This window comes from Paraglaciecola algarum (assembly GCF_021532655.1).
In the GTDB taxonomy this organism is placed as follows: domain Bacteria; phylum Pseudomonadota; class Gammaproteobacteria; order Enterobacterales; family Alteromonadaceae; genus Paraglaciecola; species Paraglaciecola algarum.
Window position 1 is genome coordinate 311,412 of record NZ_JAKGAS010000003.1, and the last position, 18,917, is coordinate 330,328.

At 39.8% G+C, this 18,917-nt stretch carries 17 protein-coding genes and 1 riboswitch; of the genes, 14 read left to right on the plus strand and 3 right to left on the minus strand.

Features of this window, described 5'->3' with window-relative positions:
- Positions 1–144: 144 nt before the first annotated feature.
- Positions 145–615, plus strand: coding sequence for a YcxB family protein (locus tag L0668_RS07550; RefSeq protein ID WP_235311484.1), 471 nt, complete (start codon positions 145–147; stop codon positions 613–615).
- A gap of 84 nt (positions 616–699) precedes the next feature.
- On the opposite strand, the gene L0668_RS07555 is transcribed toward L0668_RS07550, so the two are convergent.
- Entirely contained in the window at positions 700–1,437 is a 738-nt protein-coding gene (locus L0668_RS07555) for a substrate-binding periplasmic protein (protein ID WP_235311486.1), read from the minus strand.
- A gap of 61 nt (positions 1,438–1,498) precedes the next feature.
- Complete coding sequence (locus tag L0668_RS07560; RefSeq protein ID WP_235311487.1) at positions 1,499–2,392, minus strand: LysR substrate-binding domain-containing protein; 894 nt, start codon at positions 2,390–2,392, stop codon at positions 1,499–1,501.
- Between the two features lie 106 nt (positions 2,393–2,498).
- Between L0668_RS07560 and L0668_RS07565 the strand changes: the two genes are divergently transcribed.
- The 6 genes from L0668_RS07565 (at position 2,499) to L0668_RS07590 (ending at position 8,548) form a co-directional block, all read left to right on the plus strand.
- The gene (locus L0668_RS07565; RefSeq protein WP_235311489.1) at positions 2,499–2,642 is read left to right on the plus strand and encodes a hypothetical protein; all 144 of its coding nucleotides are present in this window, start codon (positions 2,499–2,501) and stop codon (positions 2,640–2,642) included.
- A gap of 33 nt (positions 2,643–2,675) precedes the next feature.
- Positions 2,676–3,122, plus strand: a complete 447-nt coding sequence (locus L0668_RS07570) for a GNAT family N-acetyltransferase (protein WP_235311491.1) — start codon at positions 2,676–2,678, stop codon at positions 3,120–3,122.
- 49 nt (positions 3,123–3,171) lie between these two features.
- Positions 3,172–4,530, plus strand: a complete 1,359-nt coding sequence (locus L0668_RS07575; protein WP_235311493.1) for a M24 family metallopeptidase — start codon at positions 3,172–3,174, stop codon at positions 4,528–4,530.
- 42 nt (positions 4,531–4,572) lie between these two features.
- The gene (locus tag L0668_RS07580) at positions 4,573–6,318 is read left to right on the plus strand and encodes a DUF885 domain-containing protein (RefSeq protein ID WP_235311495.1); all 1,746 of its coding nucleotides are present in this window, start codon (positions 4,573–4,575) and stop codon (positions 6,316–6,318) included.
- Entirely contained in the window at positions 6,315–6,971 is a 657-nt protein-coding gene (locus L0668_RS07585) for a platelet-activating factor acetylhydrolase IB subunit (RefSeq protein WP_235311497.1), read from the plus strand. The genes L0668_RS07580 and L0668_RS07585 overlap by 4 nt, the downstream gene beginning before the upstream one ends.
- Before the next feature lie 194 nt (positions 6,972–7,165).
- The gene (locus L0668_RS07590) at positions 7,166–8,548 is read left to right on the plus strand and encodes an MATE family efflux transporter (protein ID WP_235311498.1); all 1,383 of its coding nucleotides are present in this window, start codon (positions 7,166–7,168) and stop codon (positions 8,546–8,548) included.
- Here the strand turns inward: L0668_RS07590 and L0668_RS07595 are convergent, their stop codons facing one another.
- On the minus strand, positions 8,549–9,283 hold the full coding sequence (locus L0668_RS07595; RefSeq protein WP_235311499.1) for a transporter substrate-binding domain-containing protein: 735 nt from the start codon (positions 9,281–9,283) through the stop codon (positions 8,549–8,551).
- Between the two features lie 420 nt (positions 9,284–9,703).
- Between L0668_RS07595 and L0668_RS07600 the strand changes: the two genes are divergently transcribed.
- The 7 genes from L0668_RS07600 (at position 9,704) to L0668_RS07630 (ending at position 18,897) form a co-directional block, all read left to right on the plus strand.
- A complete protein-coding gene (locus L0668_RS07600; protein WP_235311500.1) occupies positions 9,704–13,090 on the plus strand; it encodes an ATP-binding protein in 3,387 nt (1,128 codons plus the stop codon).
- A complete protein-coding gene (locus L0668_RS07605) occupies positions 13,080–13,967 on the plus strand; it encodes a response regulator transcription factor (RefSeq protein WP_235311501.1) in 888 nt (295 codons plus the stop codon). Before L0668_RS07600 ends, L0668_RS07605 begins: the two co-directional genes overlap by 11 nt.
- A 129-nt stretch (positions 13,968–14,096) precedes the next feature.
- Positions 14,097–14,993: a LysR family transcriptional regulator gene (locus tag L0668_RS07610; protein WP_235311502.1), complete on the plus strand. Its 897-nt coding sequence runs from the start codon at positions 14,097–14,099 to the stop codon at positions 14,991–14,993.
- Between the two features lie 230 nt (positions 14,994–15,223).
- A riboswitch (guanidine-I (ykkC/yxkD leader) is annotated at positions 15,224–15,353 on the plus strand.
- A 56-nt stretch (positions 15,354–15,409) separates the two neighbouring features.
- Positions 15,410–16,462 carry a putative urea ABC transporter substrate-binding protein gene (locus L0668_RS07615; RefSeq protein WP_235311503.1) on the plus strand — a complete coding sequence of 351 codons (1,053 nt, stop codon included), beginning with the start codon at positions 15,410–15,412 and terminating at the stop codon, positions 16,460–16,462.
- A gap of 93 nt (positions 16,463–16,555) precedes the next feature.
- Positions 16,556–17,380, plus strand: coding sequence for an ABC transporter permease (locus tag L0668_RS07620; RefSeq protein ID WP_235311505.1), 825 nt, complete (start codon positions 16,556–16,558; stop codon positions 17,378–17,380).
- 9 nt (positions 17,381–17,389) lie between these two features.
- Positions 17,390–18,160, plus strand: coding sequence for an ABC transporter ATP-binding protein (locus L0668_RS07625; RefSeq protein ID WP_235311506.1), 771 nt, complete (start codon positions 17,390–17,392; stop codon positions 18,158–18,160).
- 2 nt (positions 18,161–18,162) lie between these two features.
- The gene (locus tag L0668_RS07630) at positions 18,163–18,897 is read left to right on the plus strand and encodes an urea amidolyase associated protein UAAP1 (RefSeq protein WP_235311507.1); all 735 of its coding nucleotides are present in this window, start codon (positions 18,163–18,165) and stop codon (positions 18,895–18,897) included.
- Positions 18,898–18,917: the final 20 nt, after the last annotated feature.

Genomic DNA, 18,917 nt, shown 5'->3' on the forward strand with positions numbered 1-18,917 from the left:
AATATTGTTGAAACCGCTACACCACTTATAAAATATGCAGTTTAAATATAAAATCACCAGTTTTATTACCACGCAGCAAGTAATACCAATTAAATCCAATAATCGTTACAATCCAGCCTTTACTAAAACCAAGTTTAGAATTCGATGCCTTTTAACTACACAACCACCTACACCTTAGACAAAAGCCATTTTAGCGAAACGTTTGATGAATCGGTAACAATAGATCCGTCAAAAAAGATCTATTTGAAATCAGTATTGTTAGGAATGTTTGGTGCAGCGCTGCTGCTTTTTACCGCACTAGACCCTTATGTTTGTTGGTTTGTGATCGCACTAGGTGCGTTAGAAGCCTTAAGTATACGTTTTCGCAAGCCATGGTGGTTGGCTAGACAAATGCTCAGCAAAGCGGCAAATACAGAGTTGACGTTAACCATAGATGAAGAGGGTGTGTGTACCAAATCTTTCTCGGTAGAAAGTAAGATTGCATGGGAAGACGTAACTAAAATAGAACAAACTGAACAAGGCTTTTTACTGTATCAAGAAAAACAAAAGTCCTATCTTTCAAATCGAATTCTATCCGATGATGCGCAACAATTTATAAAAGCTAAAGCCGTTTAATTTTTATTTTAAGGCTAATAGTAAATTATAATGATTTGCTCAATGGTGTGTTAGAAAAAGAGCAATCTTTTAAGCTAGATTCGCTCACCTGAGAGAGGGGCTGATGATTTCTTTTTCAGCAATATCAATAATGACAGCAAGCTCTCCACTATGCTTCATTTCACGCAAAACGCGGTCAATTTGGGAAACTAACTCTTTATGATCTTGATGAATATAATGAAATAAGTCTAACCTCGCTAATGGTTTATCTATTGCTTTTACATTATCAATATTGAGTTTTCTAATGGCTATTAATCCATCTATGGTATTGGTCAATGCCACATCAACCATGCCCCTAGCTAACAAACGCATCATTTGCTCAGTGGAATCGAGGTCGATTACATTTTCTAAACCTTCGGTAATATTGTTAGTGTGTTTAACCCCTCTTACTCTCACCACTTTATATTTTTTAAGATTGTCCTTTTCGGTGATATTTATACCACTGTCTTTTCGAACAAAAGCCATGGTTTCTAAACTATAGTAGGGCGTAGGTACACGAAGAGTTGTCGGGGTTTCAATACCATAATTATAAATTCTCATTATTTCACCATCGCTTTGGCCAGATTTAGCTTGAGCTTGGGCACGATTGCCTGGTAAGGGAGTGATAGAAATGGTGATTCCTAATTTTCGATAAACTTGGGGGAGCACTAGCCTACCAACTTCTTGTTCTACTAGGTTCTGAATAGACACAAAATGGTATTCTTTAGCCGAACATACGTTGGTAAAACAAGATAAAACCACCAAAATTTTAATTAAAAACTCAGTCATTAATAATCTGGTCATTCATTAATTCAAAACTCTATATTTGATTATGATGCATAATAGTCTTTAGTGCCAAAGCTAATTACTTTAACTCTTGCCTGAGCCACTCGGCAAATACTTTGATCCTGGCTATCCTAGGTGACTCGTCATCATACAATAAAGAGAAACATAACCCTGGTTCAATTTGAATATCAAAAGGTTTCACCAATGCTCCAGAATCTAAAATATCTTGCACCATGCAAGCTGAGGTTAAAAATATACCGTGACCACTTAACACGGCATTTATTCCCATTTCCCAAGTAGTGACTTCCATCCAGCTCATTTTTCCTGGTTGCATAGGCACCTTGGCAAGTTTGAACCAATCCTTCCAACTGAAACCTGTTCGACCCACACCAATGGCTTCCACCAACCAGCAATTACTTACCTGTTCAGGGGAGGTTAGTTGATGTTCTTCCAACACCCTAGCTGAGCACACTGCAAAAATAGGATCGTGCAATAAAATCTCTTGATGCACCTCACTTGTCATCACTTCGCCTTGACGAATAGCCACATCGATATCTGAATGACGCACATCTTCATATTGAGCTGAGGCCAGCGCGCGAACTTGAATATCAGGATATTGCTGTGAAAATTTCCATAACCTAGGCACTAACCAGCGAGAACAAAATGATGGTGATGCAGTAACAGTTAAGGTGCCTGACTCAGGCTCAATTTGGATGCGGTCAAACCCATCCGACAGTTGAACAAAAGCTCTAGCCACAGTATCTGCTAAGGTTTTGCCTTGCTTAGTTAACAACATGCCTCGGCCTTGGCGGGTAAACAAAGTCACACCTAAGTGTTGTTCTAAGTTGCGTATTTGCTGACTTACCGCTGCTTGAGAAATAGATAACTCTGCTGCCGCATCACTATAACTTTGATGTCGTGCCGCAGCGTCAAAACAACGTAATAGGGCTAAATGCCTTAATCTTTTATCCATAAGTTTTACTTATATTAAAAACAAAAATTGATCGTTCGTTTTTCCAGCTAATTAGTTGAAGAATATCCGTACTCATTTTCCAACAGACTATTTTAAGGAGCAGAAGATGAATACATTAATCCAGCATGAAAATGACAATATGGCAGATAAAAAGCAAAGTCACGCTAAAACGCTTAGGGCTAAAATTGAATCAGCTTTACAAAAAATTGGCCGAGTTTTAAATACCAAAGATCTTTCTAATTATAAGTAACACTAATATAAATTTAAAATAAAGGAATACCTAATGGCAATTATTATATATCAGGCCACACATCGCGATTTAATTGAGCTTAGCCAACTATTCGACTTGTACAGAGTGTTTTATCAACAAGACAGCAACCTTGTTTTAGCTAAACACTTCATTGAAGCTAGACTAGATAAACAAAACTCAGTTATTTTTGTGGCACAAGATTCACAACAGCAACTAATAGGTTTTACTCAGCTTTATCCCAGCTTTTCATCGGTTTCGGCTCAGCACACTTGGATTTTAAATGATTTGTACGTATTAGAGACACAGCGTAAGCAAGGTGTGGCCAAAGCCTTATTACAACAAGCCAAACACCATGCAAGATCAACTTATTCTGCAGGCCTTAGCTTAGTTACCGCACAAACTAATTTAGCTGCACAAAAGTTATATCAATCAGAAGGTTATAAAAAACTAGATTTCTATAATTTCTTTCTAGCTTGTTGAGTCATGAACTATAGTAGGATTAATTTACTCAATAAAAAATGGATTATCTATGACAATTAACAAACGGACGTTTTTAAAAGCCACGGGGGCTATGTTAGCTAGCCTACCTTTTACCGCTACAAGCCAATCTAATTCAGTTGTTAATCAAAATAAATCATTAATCGAACCGCGAGCTACAAAGCTAACCGACATAACCAAGGGTATAAAACCTATCTCGGTTGACGAACGTAAAACTCGAATTGCCAAAGCCCAATCATTAATGCAGCAAAATAACATTGCCGCCATGGTATTGGAGCCAGGTGCCAGCATGGACTATTTTACTGGTATTCAGTGGTGGCGCAGCGAACGATTAACCGCAGTAGTTATTCCCCAGCAAGGTGATATAGCCGTGGTTTGCCCATTTTTTGAAGAGCCCAGTATTCGCGAAACACTCGCAGTTGGTGATGACGTAAGAGTGTGGCAAGAGCACGAAAGTCCCTTTGTGAGAGTCAAACAAGTAATAGCTGATCGTAAAATTAAATTATCTAAAGGTACGATCGCCTTTGAAAGTTCTGTTCGATACTTTGCCCAGCAAGGGGTAATGAATGTATTAAATCAAATGCAGGATATAAGTGCCGACCCAATAACCCGTGGTTGTCGCATGATTAAAAGCCAGCACGAATTACAACTTATGCACAAGGCTAACGAAATCACCTTAAGAGCCTACCAACATGTGTGGGAGTTTCTAAGCAAACAAATGAGTTACCTCACTCGTACGCCTCCTCCGCCATTTTCTCCAAGGTTAAATCAAGAGTCGATTAAACGCATGATGGATGCCGCGCAAAAAAAATTGGGCGGCAGCGGCACATGGAATATGGTGTTGCTTAACGAAGCCAGTGCTTACCCCCATGGTACTAAACAAAAACAAGAATTGCGTGAAGGTTCAGTTATTTTGATGGACTGTGGCTGTAGCGTACATGGTTACCAATCAGATATTAGCCGTACATTTGTATTTGGCGAGCCGAGTAAAAAACAACAAAAAATCTGGAATACTGTACGCGAAGGTCAAAACGTTGCATTTGAAGCGGCACAATTAGGCAAAACGGCAGGCTCGGTAGATGGCGCAGTAAGGGCTTACTATGAGACTCAAGGATTAGGCCCTAATTATAAGCTACCAGGTTTATCCCATCGTACTGGCCACGGAATTGGCATGGAAGGCCACGAGCCAGTTAACTTTGTACGTGGAGAAACTGAAGCTCTCAAACCCGGTATGTGTTTCTCAAACGAACCTGGTATTTATTTACCCGGTGAATTTGGTGTGCGACTAGAAGACTGCGTTTATATGACCAATAAAGGGGTGCAGTGGTTTACCCATCCACCAGAATCACTAGCTTCACCTATTGGTAAATTGGTAAGCTTGCAGAGTTAGAATTAAAGTTAGGCCAAAGTGCCGTTTTTAAAAGAGATAATAATGAGATATTTCACAAAGTTGGCTGTTGTTATGACAGTCATGTCATCACTTGTATCGTCATACGTATTAGCAGATGCCAATTCTGACCTTACACAAATCATCGACCAACACTGGCAACATGCCAGCAAAGAAAAAGTGTTTTTTCGTACCGATCCTGATGGTTGGAAACCCAGTGGCAAATTAGCTGACTTTAGCCCTCAAGGCATACAACGCAGGCAAGATTATAACAACCTAGTACTCGACAAATTAAGTGAGTTAGACCCAACTAAGTTGAGCAAAGATCAACTTATGAATTTCCGCTTATTTAAGTACGAACGTGAAACCGAACAACAGAGTTATCTGTTCCAAGACAAATATTTTCCAGTCAATTTCTTAAGTGGCTGGCACACTTATTTTGCAGATGCTCCTGCCAATATGGCCTTTTTAACCACGCAAGATTATGACAACTTTTTAATCAGTCTGGCGGATTATCCAAGATTCAATAATGAAAAAATTGACCTGATGAAAGCGGGGCTTAAAGCTGGTTATGTACATGCTTGTAAAAGTTTCGAAAATTACCATCTGACCATCAGCAAACATATAGTGAAACAGGCAAAGGACAGCGCAGTATTTGACCCGTTCACCCGTTTTCCAAGTACCTTTAGCCAAGCCCAAAAGCAGGCATACACTCAAAAAGCAAGCCAGCTAATTACCCAAAAAGTAGTACCAGCTTATCAATACTTTTATGACTTTTTCACTCAGGAATATATTCCTAATTGCCGCCAAACCCCGGGCATAAGTAGTATTACAGGTGGCGAACAATATTATGCGTATGCGGCCAATTATTACACCACTACCGATGCGACACCTAAGCAGATCTATGACTTAGGATTGAGCGAAGTAAAACGTATTAAACAGGAAATGCAGGCCATAATAGAAAAAGTAGGTTTTAAAGCGACTTCAGATGAAAATAGCTATGCTGAGTTTTTACAATTTTTAGCTAGCGATCCGCTGTTTTATGCTCAAGATGAACAAGACGTTTTAGAAAAAACAGCCTTTATTACTCAAAAAATGTATGGCAAATTGCCCACCTTTTTTGGTCACTTACCACGTAATACCTTTACTATAAAAGAGTCGGCTAATCGTGGCGCGTTTTATATGCCACCACCAGATAACCGCACTCCAGGTACCTACTTTTTAATGACAGATCCAACACAACAACCGTTATACAATTTAGAAGCCCTTAGTTTGCATGAAGCAGTCCCTGGCCATCATTTACAGAACGCTATAGCTATGGAACTAGATGTTCCTGAATTTCGTCGTACTTTAGGACATTCAGCTTTTGGTGAAGGATGGGGTTTATACTCTGAACGTTTAGGTAAAGAAGCCGGTTTTTATCAAGACCCATACAGCGACTTTGGCCGTTTAGGTTACGAAATGTGGCGAGCTGTGCGTTTAGTGGTAGACACTGGAATTCATGCATTTGGTTGGAGTCGTATGCAGGCTATTGATTATTTAGCTGCGCACACTGCTCTTACCGAGAAATCTGTACGAGACCAAATTGACAGATATATTTCTTGGCCTGGCCAAGCTTTATCTTACAAAATGGGCGAGATTAAAATTCGTCAACTTCGTGCAAAAGCCGAAACTCAATTGGGCAACAAGTTCGATATTCGAGGCTTTCACGATACAGTTATTGGCCAAGGCTCGTTGCCTATGGCAGTACTTGAAGATGTAATCAACGATTGGATTGAGTCTCAACAATGAGTTTGCCTTTATCGGTTATACCCATTGAGCGCAGTGAAGACTGGTGGCAAATACGTCACCAGCAAAAGTTAGCTGAAAAACAAGGGTTAAACAATGACGTAGATTTGTTGTTTTTGGGAGACTCTATCACTCACTCTTGGGAAGACACAGGCGCTGATACTTGGCAAACACATTATGCCCATTTAAAACCATTAAATTTGGGCTACTCAGGTGATCGTACAGAACATTTATTATGGCGGGTACAAAACGGTGAAATAGAAGGCCTGTCACCCAAATTGGTGATCCTATTAATTGGCACCAACAACGCTGGACACAGAGTGGAATCAGCAGAAGATACTGCCGCAGGAGTGAGCGCAATTTTAGCTGAAATACGAAGCCGACTACCCGAGACTAAAATCCTACTGCTCGCCACCTTCCCGCGCAGCAAAAGTCCAAATGCGCCAATGCGTAAACGAGTTAATGCTGCCAATGCACTGACTCAACAATTAGCCGATGAAAAACATATTTTTTGGTTAGATATTGGCTCTGAATTTTTAACTGATGATGGTCTAGTGTTAGATACAGTCATGCCAGACTATTTACATTTAGCCCCAGCGCAGTATCAAGTTTGGGCACAAGCTATGGCAAATTCAATCAGTAGATTGATGGAATAAAATACGGCTCTTAGTTTCTAACATCCGGCATTCTTAATATTAATAATTACATAATGCTAATTAGTAAAATAGTGAACTAGTTATTTATAGTATGCTTTTGCTCGCAATCATTTGAGTCAATAACTGACTCAAGATTTAAGCAGCACATTACAGAATGTAAGATCAACTCTCCAAATTTAAAAAGTTATTCAACAATGTCAGAAACAACAGAAGCTCAGAAAAAAGGTTTATGGGGCATGAGTCGGCCAATGCTGGTTGAGCAAGGCCTGCAATTTAGTGTGCCATTATTAGATACGTTTTTTCTGAGCAGAATTAGTGATTCAGCGGCTTCTGCTGCAGGTGCAATGACACCTGTGTTATTTTTTTGCGGAAATATGTTGTGGGCGATTGTATTTGCCGGCGCTGCGGTTGCCAGTCAACGTTTAGGTGCCGGTAATCAAACCCGCACAAATGCCACTATTGGTATTTACACTATTTGGGCATTAATAGGCGGCTTACTACTCACCGGATTGTTATGGTGGGCTAGCCCATACGTAACCGAACTAATGGGGCTACCAGGTCAAGTTCAAACCAATGCTAATATTTATATGAGCATTATGTGCTGGTTAATGGTGGTATGGGCGTTTAAAGGAATATTTCAATCAATATTAAACCTTTACGGCAAACCCCAATGGAATATGTACGCTAACATAGTCTACTTCACGGCAAATGTGCTGGGCAATGGGATAGTGGTATTTGGCCTCTTTGGTTTCCCTAAAATGGGTATAGAAGGTGTCGCATGGGCCAGTGTGGTAGGTTCATCATTGGGTGTAGTAGTCAGTGGTTTAGCTGTTTTTTTAAGACTAAAGCTAGAATTACGTTGGCAAAATATTAAACTAGAATTTAAAAACGCTTCAAAAAACATAGGTCGCATCGCTGTTCCCAATGTGATTGAACCCTTATCTTTTGATACCAACATGATAGTCCTGAATTCAATGGCGGCCTCTTTAGGTACAGCTGCTCTGGCGGCTAAAGTCTATACATTCAATACCTTTATGTTGGGATTAATCACCAGCATGGCACTTAGAATGGCCACCGAAGTATTAATTTGCCAAAAGGTTGGTGCCAATCAATACGAGCAGGCTATACAACAAATGAAGCAGAGCTTAAAAGCCGCTCTTTGGGGCTCAGGAGCTGTTGTAATTGTGCTGTTCGCATTCCATCAACCCATAATGAATATGTATTCTGATAATGAGGTGGTGCTCGGCGCAGCGGTATGGATGTTTTTGTTGGCTGCACTTTCGGAACCGCCCCGTACCATTAATATTATGGTAGGAGGCGTATTGCGCGCAACAGGAGATGGATTTTTAATTTCCATAGTCGGCCCCTTATTCACTTGGATTGTCGCTCTGCCTGCCGCCTACTTAATGGCTTTTACTTTAGGTTGGGGCATATACGGTATTATGGCTTCTGCCATTTTAGACGAAGGAGTACGGGCTGGCTTCTACTGGTATCGCTGGAAACAAGGGCATTGGCAACATTCACATGTGAGCGCCCGAGAGTTACGTAATAGTAATAAGGTTAAGGAATCAGCTTAATTATTTTTTGGTCATACTAAAACGGTTAAGCAAAGGTAGGCTTTTCATTCGCTCTAGGTATTTTTTCGGTAAAGTGTTGTTCTGCATAGTTATGACAGTCATACCTGCTTGATTAATCAGAGCTGTCTCATGGGAGAAGTGTTTTTCAAATAATGCCGCTAACTCACCGTTTTGGGTTATTTTCTGCATACCTTGACTGAGTCTATCAATCACTTTTTTGTGTTTTTGATTTAAGTGAAATAAAACCGGGTGGGGGTAAAAAATCATATGATTTGGAGCTATGGTAAGGTTGTGGCCACCTTGTTTTCGACTCAAAGTTTGAAGGTCAATTTCTAATTTACCCAAAGGCAATAATTCAAACCGTTCATTTGACAGCATGTTAAACAATTTGTTTAACCGAGCTTCCACAACCTCAAAACCATTATCTTTATATATGGATACATCCATCCAACCGGGCCCTTGGCCTATAGTAAACCTGCGTAAGTCAGCAATACTAGTTACCAAATTTATGTTTTTTAGATTATTTTTGTGGATCACTAAACTGCGCAGTCCCAAGACGCCATTAAAAATTGGATATTCTATTATGCTTAAATGCTGATTAATAGGGTTGTATGGACTTGCCCACATAAAGATATCAGGACTTTCTTGTGCAATCTTAATTTGCCTTGCAATCGTGTATCCGGACTCTTCTGTGGTAATAGAGAAATCGCCATATTCACTTTTAGTTGACTGCAAAACTAGGGTTAAGACTTCAAGTTCGTAATCCGAGCGTAGTGGGAGTTGACTGTTAAAAAGAAAATTAAAATCATCCCCATAAGATTGAAATGAAATGACAACAGAGCTTATCGCCAACCATAAAGGGAAAAACGTTAATCTAACAGCACACCTGAATACACAAATAATCTTAAAAATAATCAACGCCTCATCACCCAACCTTATGCATAATTGACATAAAGTACAAAATGGATAGTAACAAGTATAATTGATTTGCTTGGTTTTTAGAATATACAAGCTCTAAACCTGAACCAGCGCCCTATCCTACGTAAATTTACCCATACCTCCTCTTTGAAAAAAGCTGTAGTATTCTCGCAGCGCTAGCTCCAATACGCACATAAATAGCTAGACCAAGACAATAAGAGCGATCAAAACCACAGTATGCAGTCAAACGAAAAAATATTAGCTACCCGGCGCACCTACAACAAGCTAGTTGCAAACGAAATGATGGAAGATTTCGCCCTGAGATTTACCGCTAAACGAGCTCGGGTTTGGTCATTAAATCGTATTGCCAATACTGCATTGGGCATAGTGTCATTTTTAGTATTAGAGGCTATAGGTGGGGCCATTACACTAAATTTCGGATTTGTTAATGCTGCATGGGCAATTTTGGCAGTGGTTGGAGTGATTTTTTTAACGGGCTTACCTATTTGCTACTATGCAGCTAAATACGGAGTAGACATAGATTTACTCAGTCGTGGCAGTGGCTTTGGGTATATCGGCTCAACCATAGCATCACTTATTTACGCGTCTTTTACTTTTATCTTTTTTGCCTTAGAAGCGGCCATTATGTCTATGGCTTTGCAAATATTATTCGGCATCCCTCTGGCCTTAGCCTACGTGCTCAGCGCCTTAGTGGTGTTGCCATTAGTCACTCATGGTATTGCTTACATTAGTCGTTTTCAGGTATGGACCCAACCCATATGGTTAGTGTTGCAGTTAGTGCCATTATTTTTTGTGTTCACCCATCCAGATAGTCAACTACAAGAATGGGTAAACTTTACCGGTACAAGTGGCGAGCAAGGCAGTAGTTTTAACTTGTTATTATTTGGAGGGGCTTCTGCGGTACTTTTATCCTTAGTCGCTCAAATTGGAGAGCAAGTAGATTTTTTACGATTTTTGCCTGAAAAACCTAAATCTAGTCAATGGAAATGGTGGGCAGCACTCATAGCTGGCGGCCCTGGGTGGATAATATTTGGCGCCCTTAAATTATTTTTAGGCTCATTTTTGGCTTTTTTTGCTTTGCAACAAGGCGTCCCCATAGAATTAGCCGATGACCCTGCGCATATGTATAACTTAGCCTTTAGTTACGTATTTGAAAACACCACCTTAGTGGTAATTGTGGCGTCTTGTTTTGTGGTGTTATCCCAACTTAAAATTAATGTAGCCAATGCATATGCCGGCTCTTTAGCTTGGTCCAACTTCTTTTCTCGGGTCACTCGTAATCACCCTGGCCGTGTAGTTTGGATGGTATTTAACGTGATGATTGCGTTACTGCTTATGGAACTAGGCATCTACCAAACCATAGAAAGCATGTTAACGGTTTATTCGGTCTTGGTATTGGCTTGGCTTAGTTCGGTGGTCGCTGATTTAATTATTAACAAACCCTTAGGTATCAGTCCTAAACATATAGAATTTAAGCGCTCCCATTTATATGACATCAACCCAGTAGGTGTGGGTTCAATGCTAATTGCTAGCTTCTTTGGTTTTACTGCTCACTTTGGCTGGTATGGCGAAACATTAAAAGCGTTAGGCTCTTTTGTTGCTTGTGGTTTACCTTTTATAACTGTGCCTTTAATAGGATATTTAACCAAAGGTAAGTTTTATTTAGTACCAAAACCTGCGGTTAACATCCCTAGTATTAGCAAATGTCATATTTGTGAAAATGAATTTGAAGTAGAAGACATGACGTACTGTCCTGCTTACCACAAAACAATTTGCTCTCTATGTTGTTCGTTAGATGTGCGCTGTGGTGATCAATGTCGCCCAGGGGCCACTTTAGCCAATCAATCTCAGCACTTTTTCAACCGATTTTTAACCACAGGATTATTGCGCACCTTAACCACACCCGTGGCTCAGTTTATCGCTGTAACAGCTGGCATGAGTTTAACCGGTGCAGGCATATTATTTTTAATTTACCTACAAGTTCCATTAGAAGACATCGAAATTAAACAAGTTTTCTCAGTGACCTTACTCAAAATTTTCTTTTTGTTGGTCATTATTATTGGAGTGGTCAGTTGGTTATTTATTTTAGCTCGTAATAGTAATCGCTCAGCCTTAAAAGAGCTACGTTCGTTAACGCGCACATTAGCAAAAGAAGTGGGGGCTCACGAAAAAACCTCTTTAGCGTTACAAAACGCTAAAGTAGTCGCAGAATCTGCAAATGAAGCGAAAAGCCGTTATTTAGCGGGATTAAGTCACGAATTACGTACACCACTTAATGTGATGCTGGGGTACGCTCAGCTATTAAGTCAAGACAAAGCGATACCCAGCCCACAACGGCATAACTTGAGTATTGTAAAACGTAATGGTGAACATTTAACTGACTTAATCGAAGGCTTATTAGAGATATCTAAAATTGAAGCGGGTCGTTTAACCTTACAAAAAGACGAGTTTAACCTTAAGGCCATATTGCAACAATTAGTTGAAATGTTTGAAATGATAGCCGCTCAAAAAGGCATAGAATTTCATTATAAACCTTGTGCTAACTTACCCGACTTTGTGGCGACTGATAAACAAAGGTTTAGACAAATTTTAATTAACCTTATTTCTAATGGCATTAAATATACCAATAAAGGCTCAGTTACTTTAAAAATTAGTTACCGTAATCAAGTGGCTAATTTTAGCGTTATCGACACAGGTGTGGGCATATCAGAAGCCAATCAAGAATTAATATTTAAACCCTTTGAACAAATACGCAACAACCACACTCAAGCAATTGGGGGAACGGGTTTAGGTTTAACCATTTCACGTTCATTAGCCGAATTAATGGGTGGCGAAATCACCTTAACAAGTACCCTAGGTAAAGGCACAACATTTAATTTGCGATTGATGTTAGTGGCGCTAGCTAATAACAAAAACACCCCAGAACACACTAAACAAAATGTAATAGGTTACACAGGTGAGAGCCAAGTAATTTTGGTGGTAGATGATGATCCCAATCAAAGACAGCTAATGTCAGATTTATTAAAGCCCATTGGATTTAATGTTTTACAGGCGGCTGATGCGTCAACAGGTTTTGGTATTTTGGCTAATAATAAAGTCGACTTAGTATTGTTAGATGTTCGTATGCCAGAAACAGATGGCTGGCATATGGTCGAACAAATACGTAAACAAGCATACAAAATTCCGGTGTTAATGATTTCGGCCAATGCTCGAGATGCCGACGCTAGCCTATCCGCCAAAGGTTACCATAATGGATACTTAGCTAAACCAGTCAATCTAGATGCATTACTAGGCAAAATTGGCGAATTGTTACCTGTTCAATGGCAATATTTAACAGATGAGTCAATATCACTCGCTGATCCAAAACAGGTTAATCAGTCAGAGGATGTGAGTGATAAACCTTTGGCAGGTGCAGAGCAATACCAAGCACTCACAGCCTTGGCTGAAATCGGATATTTATCTGGTTTTAATCAAGAGCTGGCCAAAATTACCGAAAAGTACACCATACCAGCCGATATACTTTCACAATTATCTGAGTATGTTGAATTGTGTAACTTCCCGCAGATAATTAAATTTTTAGAAGAGATTAGTCATGAGCAGTAACCTAGGCGATATCGTATTAGTTGTAGATGATTCCCCAGAGTCATTAGGCATGTTAAACGCAGCGTTAAACAGTCAAGGATACACAGCCTTAGTTGCGCTGGATGGGCTACAAGCTTTGGCAATTATCGAAAAAGTTCAACCTGCAGTAATACTGTTAGATGCTATGATGCCACAAATGGATGGCTTTGAAGCTTGCCACAAACTCAAACAACAGCTGCCTAATACACCGATTATTTTTATGACGGGCCTAAGTGACTCAGAAGATGTAGTGCGCGGTTTTGAAGCCGGAGCCATTGATTATGTGACTAAACCTATCTCACCTAATGAAGTCATTGCACGCATTAAAACTCACATCGAGACCGCAAAATTAGCCTTAAGTGCCCAAGAAGCATTAGATCATTCTGGAACCAATGTATTTTGTGTCAGCTCTCAAGGTAGGTTGTCTTGGGCCACACCTAATGTACATAAAATCATTGATAAAATTGCCAAAGACAACCCTATCCCTTGGGCCAATATTGCCACTGAATTGGAAGCCTGGTTATCCACAGACACCACAAAAAACTTAACCATTAACTGCTTTGAGCAACCTTTCGAAGTCTTTTACGAAAGCCAACAAGACGATAAACACCTATTACATATTGTTGCGAATAAAGAGAAAAAAACCGCCAAATGTTTACAAGATAACCTGCCAGTTACCAAACGTGAATCGGAAGTTTTATATTGGGTATCCTATGGGAAAACCAGTTGGGAAATTTCGCAAATTTTAGAGATGAGCCCACGCACAGTAAATAAACATCTAGAGCAAATTTATAAAAAATTGGGGGTTGACAATCGCACTTCGGCTGCGGCTATATCTTTACGTTTATTGGAGCATTAACCCTTAGCGTATTACCTGGGTTTGTTTATAAGCAAAGGTCTCATGAAAATTAAATTAACCTGCGTTTACTGACTTCACTTATTAACATTTTTAGCTAATACTAGTGCAAAATTTGCATCAGGAAAGCTAGTGCGACATTTACAAGATTATTTCTTTTTTAAAACCATTGCTGAAATAGGCTCGATCCGCAAAGCCGCCCAATCGTTAACTATTACTTCTACTGCCTTAAATCGCAGGATCTTGGCATTAGAAAGTGAATTAGGCACAGAGGTTTTTGAAAGACTACCAAAAGGGGTTAAGTTATCTGCAGCTGGCGAGGTATTTTTGCATCATGTGCGTGAACAACTAACTGACATTGAAAAAGTGAAAAGCCAAATAGCAGATTTACGTGGTGAACGCAGAGGGCATATTAATATTGCTTGCAGTCAGGCATTACTGCCGTTTTTTTTACCCAGCCAAATTCATCAATACCGAACTCAACATCCTCAGGTTACTTTTAATGTACAAAGACGAGATAGAAAAGCTGCGGAAAAAGAATTGGTTAATATGAGCGCAGATTTAGCAGTCGTATTTGAACCTGAATTATTAACAGACTTCCATATCTTGTCCATATCAAAGCAACCTTGCTACGCCATCATGTGTAACTCTCACCCGCTTGCTAATAAACAGCAAATTAAACTTAGTGAATGCCTAGAATATCCCCTTGCCCTGCCAACCAAAGAGTATGGCCTCAGACAAATATTGGATAGAAAAGCTAACAAAGCCATGTATCAATTAACGCCTGTCATAGAGTCAGACAGTTTTGAATTTTTACGTTACGAAGCCTCTTTAGGCCTTTGCATTACTTTTCAAATTGAAGTGGGCTTGCCTAAAGATCTAAGTTTTATGAATATGACAGCAGTAAAGATCGACGAAAATGATTTACCCCCAGGCGGAGTTTACGTTGGTCACTTAAAAGGTCGAACTTTACCAGTGGCTGCAGCTAGGTTCGCTCAACAGTTAGTCAATACTCTTGAATCAAATTGATTTAACCTAACTCCATATATTGAATTCAGTTTTTTAAGGCACATTCAACTTAAATCGCGCTCCATAACCACCATGTGCAAAATTTGCATCGCTTTAATGCAAAATTAGCACTATGCAATATCACGACTTACTGTTTTAATCTTAATGAAAGCTTGAGGCGAAGTATTTAACTACACATTTTAATATTCATAATATTTAAATGTGTCTCCTAATTAGTTCGACTTACAGTCTAAATAGATGACTAGGGTTCCGGTTTATTAAATAAATGTCTGGTCCGAGAGTTATCAACCCAGATTGTATTCTGTAATGAATATATTGCTTCTGCAAAGGGTTACACGGAGGGATAAAAGCCCGGGAGGTAGTTTAATACGCGCCTCTTGCTAATTTAACTTTGTGTAAACTTTTGGAGATGTCCCTTGAAAAAATTTAAAACTGCGCGACTACTAAGCATTGCATTATTTGCAATGACCTTGTTAGGTTCGACCAATACTTTTGCTAAAGATAAATTTTCTGTTTGCTGGTCTATCTATGTAGGTTGGATGCCATGGGATTATGGCGATTCATCTGGCATAGTGAAAAAATGGGCCGACAAATACGACATCGAAATCGACGTAGTACAAATCAACGACTATATCGAGTCCATCAATCAATATACAGCCGGTGAATTCGACGCTTGCACTATGACTAACATGGATGCACTGACCATTCCTTCTGCCAGCTTTGTAGATAGCACAGCTTTAGTAGTAGGCGACTTTTCAAACGGCAACGATGGCGTAGTACTAAAAGACAAAACCTCTCTAAAAGATATTAAGGGCCAACAAGTAAACTTAGTGGAACTAAGTGTTTCCCACTATTTACTTGCTCGTGGACTAGAAAGCATAGGCTTGAGCGAACGTGATGTAAAAGTCGTCAATACTTCTGATGCTGATATGGTTGCCGCATACACCACAGATGATGTGACTTCTGTGGTGACATGGAACCCTTTATTGTCTGAAATAGAAGCTATGCCTAAAACAACTAAAGTATTTGACTCTTCTAAGATCCCAGGAGAAATCATCGACTTATTAGTGGTGAATAGCAAAACACTAAAAGCCAATCCTAAACTAGGTAAAGCTTTGGTTGGAGCTTGGTACGAAATAATGAGTACGATGAAAGGTAACGATAAAGTATTAACTCAACTAGCAGTTGCTTCAGGTACTGACCTAGCTGGCTATAACGCTCAACTTGCTACCACAAAAATGTTTTATACAGCCAAAGAAGCCGTCGAATTTACCAATAGCAAACAACTTCCAAAAACAATGGAATACGTAGCTGAATTTTCATTCGCTCACGGTTTGTTAGGTGACGGAGCGCCTGATGCAGGTTTTATTGGTATCGAAACACCGGCCGGTGTTGTCGGTGACAAAAACAATATCCAATTACGTTTTGATCCTAGCTTCATGCAAATGGCAGCTGACGGCAAACTTTAATCCTCTATGGCAAGCAGTGATTCGAGATCACTACTTGCCAACTTCTTGGCATTAAATTTTAATTAAACTTGTCATTTTAGCTAGGGATATATCATGAAAAAAATCATGAACATCAAACCCACTAAGCCGTTGGCCGCTTTTTTGAGCCTACTGCCTTTTGTGATTATATTTTTTGTATATTTGACAGCATCGGGTGAACGGCTTGCTGAAAATCCCAATGACAAGTTATTACCAAGTTTCCAGCAAATATATAGTGCCATTGACCGATTAGCCTTTACCGAGAATAAACGGACCGGGGAATACCTATTTTGGCAAGATACGAGTGCCAGCTTATATCGCATATGTATTGGAATTGGCATCAGCTCTCTATTAGGTTTAATCGTTGGGTTATTGACTGGTCTTATCCCGTTAGCTAGGTCTGGTTTATCACCTTTAGTGACCTTTGTGTCTTTAGTTCCTCCTATGGCTATTTTACCTATTTTGTTTATTAGTTTTGGTTTAGGCGAACTAGCAAAAGTGATGTTAATTATTATAGGTACAGCACCCGTCATGATGCGCGATATGCAATCTCATGTTAGGCAACTTCCCGCTGAACAACTGATCAAAGCACAAACATTAGGCGCCTCAACTTGGTTGGTGAGCCTACGAGTAATTTTGCCACAAATACTACCTCGTCTGCTTTCATCTATGCGTTTATCACTTGGCGCTGCTTGGTTATTTTTAATTGCGGCAGAAGCAATCGCAGCCCAAGAAGGGTTGGGGTATCGCATATTTTTAGTGCGTCGTTATATGTCCATGGATGTCATCTTTCCTTATGTCATTTGGATCACATTATTGGCTTTTCTGATGGACTACCTATTACGTAAAACCTCAGAAAAAGCCTTTCCTTGGTATCACTCAAATGAAAGCGGCAAATAAGGATTTCTAATGAGTTTTATAACAATTAACAATGTGTGGAAATCCTATGGCGATAATCTAGTCCTTGAACGACTTAACCTAGAAGTCGAACAAGGTGAGTTTGTTTCCATGGTAGGCGCATCAGGTTGTGGTAAATCTACCTTTTTGAATATGTTGTTAGGTCGTGAACAGCCAACAAAAGGCAGCATAGTACTAGACGGCGAAACATTAAAAGATGAACCCGATGCTGATCGCGGCATAGTATTTCAAAAATACTCAGTGTTCCCTCATTTAACGGTTTTACAAAATGTGATGATTGCCGATGAATTTTCCAAGGCCAAAGTATTAGGCTGGACCTTTGGAAGCAGTAAAAAAGTAATCAAAGAGAAAGCCTTAGAATTTATTGAAGCAGTTGGCTTAACACCGGCTGTAAAAAAATATCCCCATGAATTATCTGGCGGTATGCAACAACGACTCGCTATCGCCCAAGCACTGATGAAATCACCAAAAGTGCTGTTATTAGATGAACCTTTTGGCGCATTAGATCCGGGGATTCGAAGTGACATGCATGAACTTATTCATGATATTTGGCAAAAGAATAAACTAACTATCTTTATGGTCACCCATGACATCAAAGAAGGCTTTGAATTAGGTTCGCGGCTGTGGGTGTTTGACAAAGTACGGAATGATCCACAAGCACCTAATGCTTATGGCGCACAAGTTACCTTTGACCTGCCTTTATCGGCACGAGCAAATAAAGAAGACCTAAACAAAATGATTGAAAAAGTGAGCAGTAACTAATAATGAGTAACGAAATTTCACATCCAGAAGTTTTATATAAAGACAGCCTGCCTGGTGGTAAACACTGGTCTATGCGTATGCGCCGTGGCACCAGTTTACGCCTAATTGACAAAGAAGGTGGGGCCAACTTAGGCATGTTGTTTTATAACCCCGAAAACTTATTGGAGCGTTACAACGCGCCAGATACATTAAAAGGTCAACATACCTTTAAACTCACCAAAGGCCATTGTTTGTATTCTGACATGGGACGTATTTTTTGCTCTATTACCGAAGACAGCTTGGGCTGGCACGACACAGTATGCGGTAACAGTAACCGTAAAATAGTTGACGCTAAATGGGGTCAAAAAGACTATCAAAAAGACAGAAACGATTGGCTGCAAAATGGCAATGACGCGTTTTTAGTCGAAGCCACCAAGTACGGTTTAGGCAAAAGAGACTTAGCCGCCAACCTTAATTTATTTAGTTGCGTTGCCCCTGATGACGAAGGCAATTTGACCTACCAAACCAATCACAGCCAAGCTGGCGACTTTGTAGTTCTGCGTTTTGAAATGGACACAATAGTGTTATTACACACCTGCCCTCACCCACTCAATCCAGCCACAGAGTATCCGTTTAAGCCGGTCGAATACCAAATATTCAAATCTCTCGAAGTAGGCAAAGACGATTTATGTAAAAACGCCTGCGCAGAAAACCAAAGAGGTTTTGAAAACAACCGTTTGTATTATTTGGGTTTATAGGCCGACTTTTAAAACAGGAA